Source organism: Salipiger mucosus DSM 16094 (assembly GCF_000442255.1).
Classification (GTDB): Bacteria; Pseudomonadota; Alphaproteobacteria; order Rhodobacterales; family Rhodobacteraceae; genus Salipiger; species Salipiger mucosus.
Genome location: NZ_KE557277.1, coordinates 224,858 through 238,036, shown reverse-complemented (window position 1 = coordinate 238,036; position 13,179 = coordinate 224,858). Strand labels below are relative to the sequence as shown.

General features: G+C 68.1%; 16 protein-coding genes and 1 tRNA gene. 12 read left to right on the top strand and 5 right to left on the bottom strand.

The genetic code is table 11. The features are described 5' to 3' along the window. Positions 1-7 precede the first annotated feature (7 nt). The 10 genes from SALMUC_RS29900 (at position 8) to SALMUC_RS15065 (ending at position 4,451) form a co-directional block, all read left to right on the top strand. On the top strand, positions 8-169 hold the full coding sequence (locus SALMUC_RS29900; RefSeq protein WP_156883523.1) for a hypothetical protein: 162 nt from the start codon (positions 8-10) through the stop codon (positions 167-169). Between the two features lie 18 nt (positions 170-187). After that, positions 188-424: a hypothetical protein gene (locus tag SALMUC_RS15095; protein WP_020038671.1), complete on the top strand. Its 237-nt coding sequence runs from the start codon at positions 188-190 to the stop codon at positions 422-424. A gap of 16 nt (positions 425-440) precedes the next feature. Further along, complete coding sequence (locus SALMUC_RS15090) at positions 441-674, top strand: hypothetical protein (protein ID WP_020038672.1); 234 nt, start codon at positions 441-443, stop codon at positions 672-674. 13 nt (positions 675-687) lie between these two features. Then, on the top strand, positions 688-1,740 hold the full coding sequence (locus SALMUC_RS15085; protein WP_020038673.1) for a phage Gp37/Gp68 family protein: 1,053 nt from the start codon (positions 688-690) through the stop codon (positions 1,738-1,740). 202 nt (positions 1,741-1,942) lie between these two features. Next, positions 1,943-2,491 (top strand): hypothetical protein, encoded by a 549-nt coding sequence (locus tag SALMUC_RS15080; protein ID WP_020038674.1) that lies wholly within the window; start codon positions 1,943-1,945, stop codon positions 2,489-2,491. 2 nt (positions 2,492-2,493) lie between these two features. Then, positions 2,494-2,832: a DUF4326 domain-containing protein gene (locus tag SALMUC_RS15075; RefSeq protein WP_245584710.1), complete on the top strand. Its 339-nt coding sequence runs from the start codon at positions 2,494-2,496 to the stop codon at positions 2,830-2,832. Continuing rightward, the gene (locus SALMUC_RS29895) at positions 2,832-2,990 is read left to right on the top strand and encodes a hypothetical protein (RefSeq protein WP_020038676.1); all 159 of its coding nucleotides are present in this window, start codon (positions 2,832-2,834) and stop codon (positions 2,988-2,990) included. The genes SALMUC_RS15075 and SALMUC_RS29895 overlap by 1 nt, the downstream gene beginning before the upstream one ends. Beyond that, the gene (locus SALMUC_RS15070; protein ID WP_020038677.1) at positions 2,990-3,283 is read left to right on the top strand and encodes a hypothetical protein; all 294 of its coding nucleotides are present in this window, start codon (positions 2,990-2,992) and stop codon (positions 3,281-3,283) included. Before SALMUC_RS29895 ends, SALMUC_RS15070 begins: the two co-directional genes overlap by 1 nt. Further along, entirely contained in the window at positions 3,283-3,567 is a 285-nt protein-coding gene (locus SALMUC_RS31845; RefSeq protein ID WP_020038678.1) for a helix-turn-helix domain-containing protein, read from the top strand. Before SALMUC_RS15070 ends, SALMUC_RS31845 begins: the two co-directional genes overlap by 1 nt. Before the next feature lie 107 nt (positions 3,568-3,674). Next, positions 3,675-4,451, top strand: a complete 777-nt coding sequence (locus tag SALMUC_RS15065) for a tyrosine-type recombinase/integrase (protein ID WP_425414307.1) — start codon at positions 3,675-3,677, stop codon at positions 4,449-4,451. A gap of 62 nt (positions 4,452-4,513) precedes the next feature. Here the strand turns inward: SALMUC_RS15065 and SALMUC_RS15060 are convergent. From SALMUC_RS15060 to tgt, 5 genes are all read right to left on the bottom strand, one after another. Continuing rightward, positions 4,514-4,588 (bottom strand) — tRNA-Val (locus SALMUC_RS15060). A gap of 149 nt (positions 4,589-4,737) precedes the next feature. Then, on the bottom strand, positions 4,738-7,140 hold the full coding sequence (gene lon / locus SALMUC_RS15055) for an endopeptidase La (protein ID WP_020038680.1): 2,403 nt from the start codon (positions 7,138-7,140) through the stop codon (positions 4,738-4,740). A 509-nt stretch (positions 7,141-7,649) separates the two neighbouring features. Beyond that, complete coding sequence (locus tag SALMUC_RS30510; RefSeq protein WP_198014600.1) at positions 7,650-7,814, bottom strand: hypothetical protein; 165 nt, start codon at positions 7,812-7,814, stop codon at positions 7,650-7,652. A 77-nt stretch (positions 7,815-7,891) separates the two neighbouring features. After that, positions 7,892-8,986 (bottom strand): alkene reductase, encoded by a 1,095-nt coding sequence (locus SALMUC_RS15045; RefSeq protein ID WP_020038682.1) that lies wholly within the window; start codon positions 8,984-8,986, stop codon positions 7,892-7,894. Positions 8,987-9,226: 240 nt separating this feature from the next. Continuing rightward, entirely contained in the window at positions 9,227-10,354 is a 1,128-nt protein-coding gene (gene tgt / locus SALMUC_RS15040; RefSeq protein ID WP_020038683.1) for a tRNA guanosine(34) transglycosylase Tgt, read from the bottom strand. Between the two features lie 126 nt (positions 10,355-10,480). Here tgt and SALMUC_RS15035 point away from each other — a divergent pair, with 126 nt between their 5' ends. Together SALMUC_RS15035 and SALMUC_RS15030 are read left to right on the top strand one after the other, a co-directional pair. Continuing rightward, positions 10,481-12,232 carry a glycosyltransferase family 2 protein gene (locus tag SALMUC_RS15035; protein ID WP_020038684.1) on the top strand — a complete coding sequence of 584 codons (1,752 nt, stop codon included), beginning with the start codon at positions 10,481-10,483 and terminating at the stop codon, positions 12,230-12,232. Next, positions 12,229-13,170: a glycosyltransferase family 2 protein gene (locus SALMUC_RS15030; RefSeq protein WP_020038685.1), complete on the top strand. Its 942-nt coding sequence runs from the start codon at positions 12,229-12,231 to the stop codon at positions 13,168-13,170. The genes SALMUC_RS15035 and SALMUC_RS15030 overlap by 4 nt, the downstream gene beginning before the upstream one ends. The last annotated feature ends 9 nt before the right edge of the window (positions 13,171-13,179 follow it).

Below are 13,179 nucleotides of genomic sequence, written 5' to 3'. Positions count from 1 at the left end.
GAGCGAGATGAGCCACACATATCCGTCCAACCAAGACCCGCAAGAGGCCGCCGCTGAGGCGATGCTTCGCGCGATTGCGATCTCCAAGGCCGCTGGCTTCGACCGCAAAGGCTTCGAACAAGTCTTGCTGAACTTCTGGACGCAAACACCTGCGGCCGAACCCACCTAACCCCTTCCAGGAGGAATCATGCACGAAGCCCAGAAAGACACGCAGCGCGCGCTACAAGCCGCGAAAGCGATCTGCGACGGCAGGCACCCGATGTTTGAGCGCTCAGGCGTTCTGATCACCTTGGATCATGTGATCGCCACGGTCCTGATCTCCGCCATGGGCAATGATCCGAAGAAGGCGCTCGCCATGTTCAACGAGGGGACAATCCCAAGCGTCGAAGAGCGGATCATGCTCTTCGCCAACAAGCTCAGCTAACCCAGGAGCGCGGCTGATGAGCAAATCTCAAGACGAAATGAAGGCTGTCCTCGTCCGGGCTTTCGTGGGCTTCAGGATAATTGCCAACCACTCGGTTTTGCCGACGCAAAAGGAGATTGCGACTGATCGCGCCGGCAACTGCCTCTGGGCTTTGGGGGTCGAAGAATATGAAGGGTTCCGCGCCATCGAACCTGAACCCCTTGGAGACACCATCGACGGCGCGGCGATCCACCTCGTCGAGACCAAATAACCCCGGAGACACCATGATCGACCAGACCAAGATCGAGTGGACCGACTTCACGGTCAATTTCTGGGAGGGCTGCCAGAAGGTCGGCCCGGGCTGCGACCACTGCTACGCCGAGGCGCGGGACGCGCGCTTCACCGGCGGCACGCACTGGGGGCCCGGGGCGCCGCGCCGCAAGGTGAAGGGCGGCATCGCCAAGCTGCGGAAGATACAGCGCGAGGCCGAGGCCTTCCACGAGGCGCACGGCCGCTGGCCGCGGATCTTCTGCTCGAGCCTTTCGGACATCTTCGACAACGCCGTCGACCCGGCGTGGCGCGAGGAGGCCTTTGCCGAGATCGACCGCGCCGCGCACACCCGGCCGCAGCTGCTCACGAAGCGCGTCGGCAACGTCGAGAAGATGATCCCTCCCATGTGGCGCGACGGCGGCTGGCCCGCGCACGTCGGGCTGATGATCACCGTCGTCAACCAGGAGGAAGCCGACCGTGACGTGCCGAAGCTGCTAGCCCTGAAAGGCCGCTTCGGCATCCCTTGGGTCGGGCTGAGCATGGAACCTCTACTCGGGCCGGTGGATCTGACCAAGCTGGACATCTGCGGCGAGGGCGAAACTGATGCACTGAACCCGGTACCATGGCGCGATGAGATCGAGCGCTGGCGCGATACCGACCCAGAATGGCAGGAAGGCCTGATCGATTGGTTCGGCCTGGCAGATATGCCCGATCCCGAGACGATGATGCACCCGACGCTCGACTGGGTCATCGTCGGCGGCGAGAGCGGCCCGGGCGCCCGGCCGATGCACCCGGACTGGGCGCGGAGCCTGCGCGACCAGTGCCAGGCGGCGGGCGTGGCGTTCCATTTCAAGCAATGGGGCGAGTGGGCACCGGGCGAGGTGGCTGGTCCGAACGAACGCCCCATCGAAGCTGCAGACTGGTGGGACGATCAATGGCGCTATGAGCGCGTCGGCAAGGCCCGGCCCGATCAGCACTACGAAGACGAACCGTACATGTTTCGCATCGGCAAGCGCGCCGCCGGCCGTCAGCTCGACGGCCGCACATGGGACGAGGTGCCGGGATGATCGGCGGCCCGACTGTCTTCGTCCAAGCCGACTGCAAGTGTGGCGGCATCATGCGCTGGCGCCGTCGCGGTCTGTTCCGCCGTCTCTGGCGGCTCGAATGCCTCTGCGGCCGCTGCGGCCCGTGGGAATGGGCTCCGGACACGGCGCGCGCCACACCCGGCGTGCGCCCGGTCAAGCCGACGAACGACAGGAGGAACGCGACATGACCGCCGACACGCGTTTCCGAGAATACGTCACGAGCGGCACGTTCCGGATGTCTCTCTCGCGCGCTCAGATCTCCGCGCTCTCGATGGTGGCGGAAACCGGCGACAGCGCCATGGGCGAACACACCTTTCGGGCGTTGCACGCGAAGGGCCTCATCGAGATGATCAGACGGGCGCCGAGCGGATCGCGAAAGAACGACCAAGGCGGCCTTGAGTACCGCCTGACCGAGGCCGGCGCGGTGGCGCTCCAAATGGTTCGACTGGCTCAGCTCGACAACGGCCGAACCGACGCGGTGACTGCGGAACTCCGGGCCCTACGGGAACAGCTGGGCGATGTGCGTGCGCTGGCATCGCAGCTCCTGTCGGATCACTGGGACATGCATGCTCGCGTCGAGGAAACGAAACGCGAGGCCGCCGCTCTGCGCTGCGAGCTGGACGGCGAACCGGCGCCGTCCCGCCCCATGGTCCGGCTGAAGGATCGCCACCCGGAACGAACCATCGCCGAGATGAGCCGGGACGCCGCACGCTTGGAGGCGAAGCTCAAATGACCATGCCCCGCCGAATCCAGATGACCCGCCAGCGCCCGTGGCGCCGCGACCACCCGGATGCGGTGATCGTCGCGCGGCCGTCGAAATGGGGGAACCCATATCGCGTGGGCGTCCACGGCGACGCCGCCCGGTGCGTGGATCTCTACAGGCACGCGGCCCAGGGCGGCATCCTCAACAACTTCACGGGCGCGCCTGCGATCGAGGAGCTCTTCGCGATGCAGGACGTGCTGCGCGCGGACCTGGACGAACTGCGCGGGCGCGACCTCGCGTGCTGGTGCCCGGTCGACGGGCCCTGCCACGGGGACGTGCTGCTGGAACTGGCGAACAGGAGGGATGGGTGATGGTCTCCGAGGCGCTCGCGATCATGCTCTACCTCGGCGGCTACATGGGTTGCAGGGACGTCGGCTGTGGCGTTCTGCAGTCGCTCCTGTGGCCCGTAGGGATTGTTCAGGCGGCCATCGTGGAGATGGACCGGCTTGAGAAAGAGGGGGACCACTGATGGCCAAGCGCTGCCTCGGACACCCCAGCCGCACCGCGGCTGCCCTCGCCCTGCAGGCTGATGGCTTGTCGCTGGACGAGATCGCGGCCCGCATCGAAGCGGACGCCGCCGACACGGTGACCCCGAAGATGGTGGAAGACCTGCTGAACTCGCACGCCAGGTGCCGCGCGAAGAAAGCCGCCCCGGATCGGTTCGCGATGTACCGCGCCCAGCTGCGCGGCGCCGCGCAGATCGACCGCAAGGCCACTGTCCGCTTCCTGCGCGAGCTGCTTGAAGAACTGGAAACCGTCTGATGCCGACTGCACGCCCCTACACCCCACAAGCCCTCGCTGAGCGCTGGCAGTGCTCGGCCGAGACGATCCGCCAGATGGTGAAGAGAGGACAGTTGCCCGGCTTCAGAGCCGGCCGCATGATCCGAATCCCATCCCAGGCAGTTGAGGACTACGAATGCCAGACATCAGCATCGGAAGATTACGCGGAGGATTCTGCGTCTATTGGCGAGATCCGGACACCGGAAAGCGAGCCCGTTATCAGCTTGAGGCACGCACCAGAGCGGAAGCGGAAGCCGAAGGGCTGAGCGTCTACCGCAGAACGGCGCTGGCCAATGCACCGCGAGGCACGACCGTGGCGGATCTATGGGAGGCCTACCGGGAAGATCTCGGAAGCAAGCCGACCGCGAAGACCATGGGTTACACAGGCAAGGCAGTGCTGGAGCACTTCGGCGCCTATACCCCCGACCAGATCACGAAGGCGCTCTGCGAGAGCTACGCCGCGAAGCGCTTCGAGGCCGGAAAGAGCCAGGGCTCTGTCTGGACCGAGCTGGGCCACCTTCGCAGCGCCATGCGGTTTGCCGAGGACATGCGGGCCATCTCGCGCGCGCCGAAGATCTGGCGCCCGGAGAAGCCACAGACCGACAAGCGCATCCTGAACCGCGGCGAAGCACGCGCCCTGATCGAAGGCGCGCACGACCCGCACGTTCGGCTCGCCCTGGTGCTCCTGCTGGGAACCGGCGGTCGGCTTGGCGCGATCCTCGACCTGACGTGGGATCGTGTCGACTTCGAGAGCGGGACGATCAATCTCCGGCTCGAGGACAGCGTGACAAGGAAAGGCCGGGCATTCCTGCCGATGAACAATGCGACCCGCCCGGCCCTTCTGGCAGCCAAGGAAGCCGCCCTGACCGACTATGTGATCGAGTACGCAGGACGGCAAGTCCGGTCGATCCGCACCGGGTTCAAGAACGCGGTCGAGCGTTCGAAGATCGGGCATGTGCGGATCCACGACCTTCGCCACACGGCGGCCGTCACGATGCTCTCAGGGGGAGTGCCGCTGGAGAAGGTCAGCCAGGTGCTGGGGCACTCCAACACCGCCGTGACGTTCTCGACCTACGCGCGATTCCTGCCGCAGCACATGCAGGACGCGGTGGATGTGCTCGACTTCGCGAGCTTGAAGAGAGGCGCTTAGGTTCAGCGAACCTGAACGCACTTCGTAGGCACTGGGAAGGGCCTTGATATTAAAGAGGAAAATGGTGGGTGATAGAAGATTCGAACTTCTGACATCTTCGATGTGAACGAAGCGCTCTACCACTGAGCTAATCACCCGGTAGGCGGCCTAATAGACAATGCGCGCGGCGGGTGCAAGAGCCCTTCGACGGGCAATCGCGCGAAAATTTCGCCGCCCCGGAGCGGCCGGAAAAAGGGCGCCGCAGTCTCCTGCGACGCCCCATGTTGTCAGGCCGAAAGCCCGCGGATCAGTGCGCGACCGCGCCGCGCCCGCTCTCCTCGCTGCGCGCGAGGGCGGCGGCCGCCTCGGCTTCCTCGTCCCATTCGACGGGCTCGGGCTTGCCGATGAGCGCCTGCTCCAGCACCTCCGAGACGTGCTTGACGGGGATGATCTCCAGCCCCTCCTTCACGTTGTCGGGCAGCTCGGCGAGATCCTTCTCGTTCTCCTCGGGGATGAACACCGTCTTGATGCCCCCCCGCAGGGCCGCGAGCAGTTTCTCCTTGAGCCCGCCGATGGGCATGGCGTTGCCGCGCAGGCTGACCTCACCGGTCATGGCGATGTCCTTGCGCACCGGCAGCCCCGTCAGGACCGACACGATCGAGGTCACCATGGCCAAGCCCGCCGAGGGTCCGTCCTTGGGCGTCGCGCCATCGGGCACGTGGACGTGGATGTCCCACTTGTCGAAGCGCGGCGGCCTGACCCCGATCTGCGGCGAGATCGAGCGCACGTAGCTCGACGCGGCCTCGATGGACTCCTTCATCACGTCGCCCAGCGTGCCGGTGGTTTTCATCTTGCCCTTGCCCGGCAGGCGCAGCGCCTCGATGTGAAGCAGGTCGCCCCCGACCGAGGTATAGGCAAGCCCCGTGACCACGCCGACCTGGCTCTCTTCCTCGGCCAGACCGTAGCGGTGCTTCCGGACCCCAAGGAAATCGTCGAGGTTGTCGATCGTGACCTCGACCGAGCCGGTCTCCTTCTTGACGATCTTGGTCACCGCCTTGCGGGCCACCCGCGCGATCTCGCGCTCGAGGTTCCGCACGCCCGCCTCGCGGGTGTAGTAGCGGATGATGCCCGTCAGCGCCTCGTCGGTGATCTCGAACTCGCCCTTCTTGAGCCCGTGCGCCTTGATCTGCTTGGGCAGCAGGTGGCGACGCGCGATCTCGGCCTTCTCGTCCTCGGTGTAGCCCGAGAGCGGGATGATCTCCATCCGGTCGAGCAGCGGCCCCGGCATGTTGTAGCTGTTGGCCGTGGTCACGAACATCACGTTCGACAGGTCGTATTCCACCTCGAGATAGTGGTCCACAAAGGTCGAGTTCTGCTCGGGATCGAGCACCTCGAGCATCGCCGAAGCCGGGTCGCCACGGAAGTCCTGACCCATCTTGTCGATCTCGTCGAGCAGGATGAGCGGGTTCGTGGTCTTGGCCTTCTTCAGCGCCTGGATGATCTTGCCCGGCATCGAGCCGATGTAGGTCCGGCGGTGGCCGCGGATCTCGGACTCGTCACGCACGCCGCCCAGCGAGATGCGGATGAACTCGCGCCCGGTGGCCCGCGCCATCGACTTGCCCAGCGAGGTCTTGCCCACGCCCGGAGGGCCGACAAGGCACATGATCGGGCCCTTCAGCTTCTTGCTGCGCGCCTGCACGGCCAGGTACTCGACGATGCGCTCCTTGACCTTCTCGAGGCTGAAGTGATCCTCGTCCAGCACGGTCTGCGCGCGGCCAAGGTCCTTCTTGACGCGACTCTTCGTGCCCCACGGGATCGACAGCATCCAGTCGAGGTAGTTGCGCACGACAGTGGCCTCGGCGGACATGGGGCTCATGTTCCGCAGCTTCTTGAGCTCGGCCTCCGCCTTCTCGCGGGCCTCGTCCGAGAGCTTGGTGTTCTCGATCCGCTCGGCCAGCTCGTTGACCTCGTTCTGGCCGTCCTCGCCGTCGCCCAGCTCCTTCTGAATGGCCTTCATCTGCTCATTCAGGTAGTACTCGCGCTGGGTCTTCTCCATCTGGCTCTTGACGCGGGTCTTGATCTTTTTCTCGACCTGCAGCACCGACAGCTCGCCCTGCATCAGGCCGTAGACCTTCTCGAGCCGCTCGCTGATCGCCAGCGTCTCCAGCAGGTCCTGCTTCTGCTCGACCTCGATGCCGAGGTGCCCGGCCACGAGATCGGCGAGCTTCGCCGGGTCGTCGGTCTCCGAAACCGAGGACAGCGCCTCTTCGGGGATGTTCTTCTTGACCTTGGCGTAGCGCTCGAATTCCTCGCCGACGGTGCGCACCAGCGCCTCGATCGCGGCGGTGTCGCCCGGCATCTCGGTCAGGTACTCGGCCGAGGCTTCGAAGAACTCGTCGTTCTCGAGATACTCGGTGATCTGCACGCGCGCCTGGCCCTCGACCAGCACCTTCACGGTGCCGTCGGGCAGCTTCAGCAGCTGCAGGACGTTGGCCAGCACGCCGGCCTTGTAGATTCCGGATGCTTCGGGATCGTCGACGGAGGGGTCCATCTGGGCGGCAAGCAGGATCTGCTTGTCGTCCTGCATCACCTCTTCCAGCGCCTTCACCGACTTCTCGCGCCCCACGAAGAGCGGCACGATCATGTGCGGGAACACGACGATGTCGCGCAGCGGCAGCACGGGATACGAGGCATTGAGGGGATGTTGCATACGCATTCCTTATCTTGGCAGGACGGGCCGGCCCCGGTTTTCCGGCGGCGCTTACCGTCCCCTTCACGGAGCTTTAACTTGGGGGCGCGGTCGGGCGAAATCAACCGCCGCCGCGCCGGTCGATGGACGATGACGAAGCCGGGCGGCGGTGGCAAGAGACCAGATCGCGGGCCGGATCACGGGCGCGCGCGCCGGTGCCCCGACGGCCCGAGCGATAAGGCTTGCGGCGCCGTCACTTGCGCGCATCAAGGCCACTCGACCGGAGCCTGCGCAAGCGCCCTCCCCGCAACGCCGTGCCGACTTTGCGCGACGGCGCCGGCCCGAACCGGCGCCCCACCCCGGTCTCCCCAGGGACCATCCAAAGGGACCAGGCGGTCACGCCATCGTCATCGCGGCGCGCCACGGCGATCCGCCCACGCCACGACGCGGCGGCAAGCCGACTTTCTGTCATGAGAACCGGTGCACCGCGTCAAGGCCACGACGGGGGCGCCAATGCGTCCGGCCGAAGCTCAGTCCTGCGTCCTGGCCTTCGCGGCGGCTTTCATCCGCGCGATCAGCTCGGCCTTGCTGGACTTGCCGCCATGGGCATCCTTGCCCTTGGGCGCGGACTTGTGCCCGTCGAACCGCGGCTTGTTGCTGCCGGGGCGCACCCCGCCCGATTTGCTGTAATCCATGGTCTGAGACTCCGGGCCGAAGCGGCCATGCACCGGGACATGCATCAAGGCATGCCCCGGCGCAATATCCATTCGCTTCAGGCCGCCTTGTCTCCCAGCGTCGGGTAGTCGGTGTAGCCCTCGGCCCCGCCGCCGTAGAAGGTCGCCTTGTCGCCCTCGTTGAGCGGCGCGTCGCGGCGCAGCCGCTCGACAAGGTCGGGGTTGGCGATGAAGGGCCGCCCGAAGGCCACCATCTCGGCCTGCCCGCTTGCCACGGCCTCGAGCGCCATGTCCCGGTCATAGCCGTTGTTGCCCATGTAGGGCCCCTCGAAGAGCCCGCGCAGCGCCGCGATGCTCTGGCCCTCCTCCAGCTCGCGCGAGCCGCCCGTGGCGCCCTCGACCATGTGCAGGTAGGCCAGCCCGTAGCGGTTCAGCCGCGGCACGACGTATTCGAAGTCCGCCTGCGGCGTCTCGGTCGAGATCCCGTTCGCCGGCGAGAAGGGCGAGAGCCGCAGCCCCGTCCGGTCGCCCCCGATCTCCGAGGTCACCGCGTCCAGCACCTCGAAGAGCAGCCGCGCCCGGTTCTCGATCGCCCCGCCGTAGCCGTCCTCGCGCCGGTTCGCCCCGGTCTTGAGGAACTGGTCGATGAGGTAGCCGTTCGCGCCGTGCACCTCGACCCCGTCGAAGCCCGCCTCCATCGCCAGCCGCGCGGCGCGGCGGAAGTCCTCGACCGTCTGCACGATGCCCTCGAGCGTCAGCGCTTCCGGCTCCGAAACCTCCTCGAAGCCGTCGCGGGTAAAGGTCTGCAACCCGGCCGCGACCGCCGAGGGCGCCACCGGCCGATGGCCCTCCGGCTGCAGCGAGACATGGCTGATCCGCCCCACGTGCCAGAGCTGCACGACGATCTTGCCGCCCGCCGCATGCACCGCGTCGGTCACCTTCCGCCAGGCCGCCACGTGCCGGTCGTTGTAGATCCCCGGCGTCTGGATATAGCCCTTGCCGCGCGGCGAGACCTGCGTCGCCTCGCTCACGATCAGCCCGGCGCCCGCGCGCTGCGCGTAGTAGTCGACGTGCATCTCGCCCACGGCGTCCGTCTCGTCGTCCGCGCGGTTGCGCGTCAGCGGCGCCATCACGACGCGGTTCGCCATCTCGATCGCGCCCGCGGTGAAGGGCGTGAAAAGTGCCTCGGTCATGGGATGTCCTTTCCTCTGGCCGCCGGCCCCCGCGCCGGCGTGTCAGCACGCACCTAAGCACCCGGCCCGCCAAGGCAACGCATCCCCGACATGCACAGGCGCACACCCCCGGGACCCTCCCGCACGGAACCCCGCGCAATCACCGAAGACCCCGCAAAGGCAAACCGCCCCGCCCGGCCCTTCTTCTTGTTCCAAATACGCAAAAGCGGCCGGCGTCCCGCACCCACGCCAGCAGCAGCGCTAGAGCGGCGGAATATCCCCCTCCGCGCGCCCCGCGTGGAACGCCGCTTCCCATTCACCAAAGCGCCCCGCGGCGATCGCCCCGCGCATCCCCTCCATGATGTCCTGGAAATACTGCAGGTTGTGCCAGCTCAGCAGCATCCCCGAGATCATCTCGTGCGAGCGGTAGACGTGGTGCAGGTAGGCGCGCGAATAGCCCGTGCAGGCCGGGCAGGCGCAGTGCTCGTCCAGCGGCCGCGGATCGTCCGCGTGCCGCGCGTTCTTGATGTTGACCACGCCCCGGCGGGTAAAGGCCTGCCCCGTCCGCCCCGAGCGGGTCGGAAGCACGCAGTCCATCATGTCGATGCCGCGCTTCACCGCGCCCACGACGTCGTCGGGCTTGCCCACGCCCATCAGGTAGCGCGGCTTGTCCTCCGGCAGCATGCCCGGCGCGAAATCGAGGCAGTCGAACATCGCCGCCTGCCCCTCGCCCACGGCCAGCCCGCCCACCGCGTATCCGTCGAAGCCGATGCCGCGCAGCGCCTCGGCGCTCTCCTCGCGCAGCTCGCGGTCGAGCCCGCCCTGCTGGATCCCGAACAGCATGTGCCCCGGCCGGTCGCCGAAGGCATCGCGCGACCGCTGCGCCCACCGCATCGAGAGCCGCATCGAGCTCGCGACCCGCTCGCGCTCGGCCGGCAGCGCCGGGCACTCATCGAAGGCCATGACGATGTCCGAGCCCAGCAGCCGCTGGATCTCCATCGAGCGTTCCGGGCTCAGCATGTGCTTCGAGCCGTCGACATGGCTGCGAAAGGTCACCCCCTCCTCGGTCAGCTTGCGCAGACCCGCCAGCGACATCACCTGGAAGCCGCCCGAGTCGGTCAGGATCGGCCGGTCCCAGTTCATGAAGCGGTGCAGCCCGCCCAGCCGCGCCACCCGCTCGGCGCCGGGGCGCAGCATGAGGTGATAGGTATTGCCCAGCAGCACGTCGGCGCCGGTCTCGCGCACGCTTTCGGGCAGCATCGCCTTGACGGTGGCGGCGGTGCCCACGGGCATGAAGGCCGGCGTGCGGATCTCGCCGCGCGGGGTGCGGATGACGCCGGTGCGGGCCGCGCCGTCGGTGCCATGCAGGGTGAAGGAGGTCTCGCTCATGGCCAATCCCTCTGCCGCAAAGCGCGCGCCTTGCCAAGCCCGCCGTCGCGGCGCCCCGGCCACAGGCGAGGCGCGGCGCTGCCATCCGCCGTTGCGCGCCCCCGCGCGCCGGGCCACTCTGCGCCCATGAGCGAGACTGACGACAGGCGCCCCACCTATCCCGGCGGCATCGACGGCGTGCTGACCCGGATGGAGGGGCGGCGCGATCCGCTCACCCTTGCCGAGGGCGAGGGCCTGCCGCCCGCCGACCTCGACCTCGCGCCGCTCACCCGGCAGCGGGTCGGCGATCCCGATGCCGACCCCGCCGAGGCGCCCCCCTTCCGCTCGGGCCACCACCGCAAGCGCCACGCGATCAGGCGCGAGCTGACCGGCGCGAGCGAGCTCTGCGCGCTGCACGGGCTGCTCATCGCCCACCTGCGCAAGCGCGACTGGCCCGCGCAGGCCCCCGCGCTCTTCCGGCGGCTCTGGGCCGAGCACCCGGACCACCTGCTGCAGCATCTCGACCCGCGCTGGCTGGTCTCGGCGGTGACCACCTTCGGCGATCACGGCGAGAGCACCACGCAGCGCTCCGTCGGGCTGGCGATGACCGTGCTCTTCGGCACGATGAAGCTCTACGAAAGCGAACGCCTCTACTCCGGACACCCGCCCGAGCGGCCCTTCGCTTTCACCGGCCGCGTGCAGGCGACGCTGCCGCTGGACATGGACGCCTACGCGCTGGCCGACGGCGGGCTCGACGTGAACATGATCGGCCGCCTGTGGAGCGAGGCCGAGGGCGACGCGGTGATCCGCCCGCTCGCGCACCACCTGCTCGACCTGCTGGTGCACGACGACCGCACGCTCTTTCGCCGCCTGATGACCATGCGCCAGCGCCGCGCCCGGCGCGAGGATGCGCCCGGCAGGGCCAGGAACCCCGCGCCCGTCCCGGCGAGCGCGCGGCGGCTCACCGCCGCGACCCTGCGCTGGGGGATCGTCTCGACCGTCAAGGCACCGCTGCGGCAGGTGGCGCGCTTTGCCGCGCATCACATCGAGCTGGGCGCACAGGCGCTGCACATCCACCTCGACGCCCCCGCGCCCGAGACGGCGGCCTTCCTCTCGCGCCACCCGCGCCTCCAGGTCACGCAGTGCGACGCGGACTACTGGGCGCAGACCGGCAAGGCCCGGATGGAGGCGCACCAGCTGCGGCAGGTCTTCAACGCCACCCGCTGCCTGCGCGCCTTGGCCCCCGATCTCGACTGGCTCGCGCATCTCGACGTGGACGAGCTGCTCCTGCCCGACCGCCCCATCGCCACGCTGCTGGCGGATGTGCCGCCCGACCGCGCCTGGGCCCGCATCGCCCCGGCCGAGGCGCTGTCGCATGCCGAGGGGCGCCCGGGATACTTCAAGCTCTCCCACCTTCACGGCGGCCGCCCCAAGGCCGTGCTGCAGGACGTCTACCCGACCTTCGGCCTGCATCTCTACGGCGGCTTTCTCAGTCACACCGCGGGCAAGGTGCTGGCCCGCACCGGGATCGAGGACACCCGCCTCGGCATCCATTCGCTGAAGTATCACGGCACCGAGGCCACCAACCGTCACCGCCTGACCGGCGCCTGGCTCGGCCACCTGCACGCGCCGTCGTGGGAGCATTTCCGCGACCACCTCGCCTTTCGTCTCGAGAAAGGCTCCTACCGCCGCCCCTCCGGCCGGCCCGAGATGGGACAGGCCCAGCTGATCGACTACCTGCGCGACGAGGAGGGAGAGGCGGGCCTGCGCGCCCTCTTCGACGAGGTCTGCGCCGACACGCCCGAGCTGCGCCAGCGTCTCGCGGCGCAGGGGATGCTGCTGCACCGCCCGCTCGACCTCGACGCCGCGGTGACGCGCGTCTTCGGGAAACTGCCATGATCCGCTGGGGCACGGTCACCACGACCAACGCGCCGCTCCGAGACATCCAGTCCTTCGCCGCATGGCATCTCGAACAGGGCGCGCACCGTCTCTACATCTACCTCGACGCCGAGGACCCCGAGGCGCAGGCCGCGCTGTCGGCCCATCCGAGGATCCGCGTCTTCCGCACCGATGCCGCATGGTGGGACAAGCGCGGCGGCCGTCCGGACAAGCACCAGGTCCGCCAGACCCGCAACGCCCGCCACGCCAACAATCGCCGCGCCGAGGTCGACTGGCTGGCCCATGTCGACACCGACGAGTTCCTGGTGCCCGCACGGCCCCTCTCCGACCAGCTGGCCGCGCTTCCGGAGGACTGCCTCTGCGCCCGCGTCCGCCCGATCGAGGCGCTGGCCCCCGCGCCGGGACAGTCGGGAGACGAGACGTACTTCAAAGCCGTACGACTGGTACAGGACGCGCGGCAGGCGGCCGCCGAGGCCTGCTTCCCGACATGGGGCCGGCACCTCTCCGGCGGGTTCCTCAGCCACGTCGCCGGCAAGCTCTTCTTCCGCCCCGGCACGAAGGGCCTGCAGGTCCGCATCCACAACGTCTTTCTGGACGGCGCCCAGAACCCCGGCGAGCGCCCCCTGCCCGAGACCGAGCTCGCCCATTTCCATGCCGCCGACTGGGAACATTTCCTCGCAAGCTACCGGTTTCGCATGGAAAAAGGATCCTACCGGGCCGAACTTGGCGCGCAGGTCCGCCGCGACGGCGCGCTCAACCTGCACGACCTGCTGGGCCTCATCGAGGCCGAGGGCGGCGAAGACGCGCTCCGGCTTTTCTTCGACGAGGTCTGCACGGCCACACCGGAACTCCGCGCCCGCCTCTCCGAACACGGCCTCCTCCGCCGGTACCATCTCCCCCTCGATACCCTGCGCGAACACCACTTTCCGGGCACCTGATGTGCCTTT

What these genes read in the sequence shown, in the direction of transcription:
- SALMUC_RS29895 (WP_020038676.1), top strand. Translation starts at nt 2,832, where the DNA reads ATGGTCTCCGAGGCGCTCGCGATCATGCTCTACCTCGGCGGCTACATG.
- tgt (WP_020038683.1), bottom strand. Translation starts at nt 10,354, where the DNA reads ATGAGCGAGACCTCCTTCACCCTGCATGGCACCGACGGCGCGGCCCGC.
- SALMUC_RS15075 (WP_245584710.1), top strand. Translation starts at nt 2,494, where the DNA reads ATGCCCCGCCGAATCCAGATGACCCGCCAGCGCCCGTGGCGCCGCGAC.
- SALMUC_RS15080 (WP_020038674.1), top strand. Translation starts at nt 1,943, where the DNA reads ATGACCGCCGACACGCGTTTCCGAGAATACGTCACGAGCGGCACGTTC.
- SALMUC_RS15090 (WP_020038672.1), top strand. Translation starts at nt 441, where the DNA reads ATGAGCAAATCTCAAGACGAAATGAAGGCTGTCCTCGTCCGGGCTTTC.
- SALMUC_RS15045 (WP_020038682.1), bottom strand. Translation starts at nt 8,986, where the DNA reads ATGACCGAGGCACTTTTCACGCCCTTCACCGCGGGCGCGATCGAGATG.
- SALMUC_RS15065 (WP_425414307.1), top strand. Translation starts at nt 3,675, where the DNA reads ATGGGTTACACAGGCAAGGCAGTGCTGGAGCACTTCGGCGCCTATACC.
- SALMUC_RS15085 (WP_020038673.1), top strand. Translation starts at nt 688, where the DNA reads ATGATCGACCAGACCAAGATCGAGTGGACCGACTTCACGGTCAATTTC.
- SALMUC_RS15095 (WP_020038671.1), top strand. Translation starts at nt 188, where the DNA reads ATGCACGAAGCCCAGAAAGACACGCAGCGCGCGCTACAAGCCGCGAAA.
- SALMUC_RS15070 (WP_020038677.1), top strand. Translation starts at nt 2,990, where the DNA reads ATGGCCAAGCGCTGCCTCGGACACCCCAGCCGCACCGCGGCTGCCCTC.
- SALMUC_RS29900 (WP_156883523.1), top strand. Translation starts at nt 8, where the DNA reads ATGAGCCACACATATCCGTCCAACCAAGACCCGCAAGAGGCCGCCGCT.
- SALMUC_RS15030 (WP_020038685.1), top strand. Translation starts at nt 12,229, where the DNA reads ATGATCCGCTGGGGCACGGTCACCACGACCAACGCGCCGCTCCGAGAC.
- SALMUC_RS31845 (WP_020038678.1), top strand. Translation starts at nt 3,283, where the DNA reads ATGCCGACTGCACGCCCCTACACCCCACAAGCCCTCGCTGAGCGCTGG.
- lon (WP_020038680.1), bottom strand. Translation starts at nt 7,140, where the DNA reads ATGCAACATCCCCTCAATGCCTCGTATCCCGTGCTGCCGCTGCGCGAC.
- SALMUC_RS30510 (WP_198014600.1), bottom strand. Translation starts at nt 7,814, where the DNA reads ATGGATTACAGCAAATCGGGCGGGGTGCGCCCCGGCAGCAACAAGCCG.
- SALMUC_RS15035 (WP_020038684.1), top strand. Translation starts at nt 10,481, where the DNA reads ATGAGCGAGACTGACGACAGGCGCCCCACCTATCCCGGCGGCATCGAC.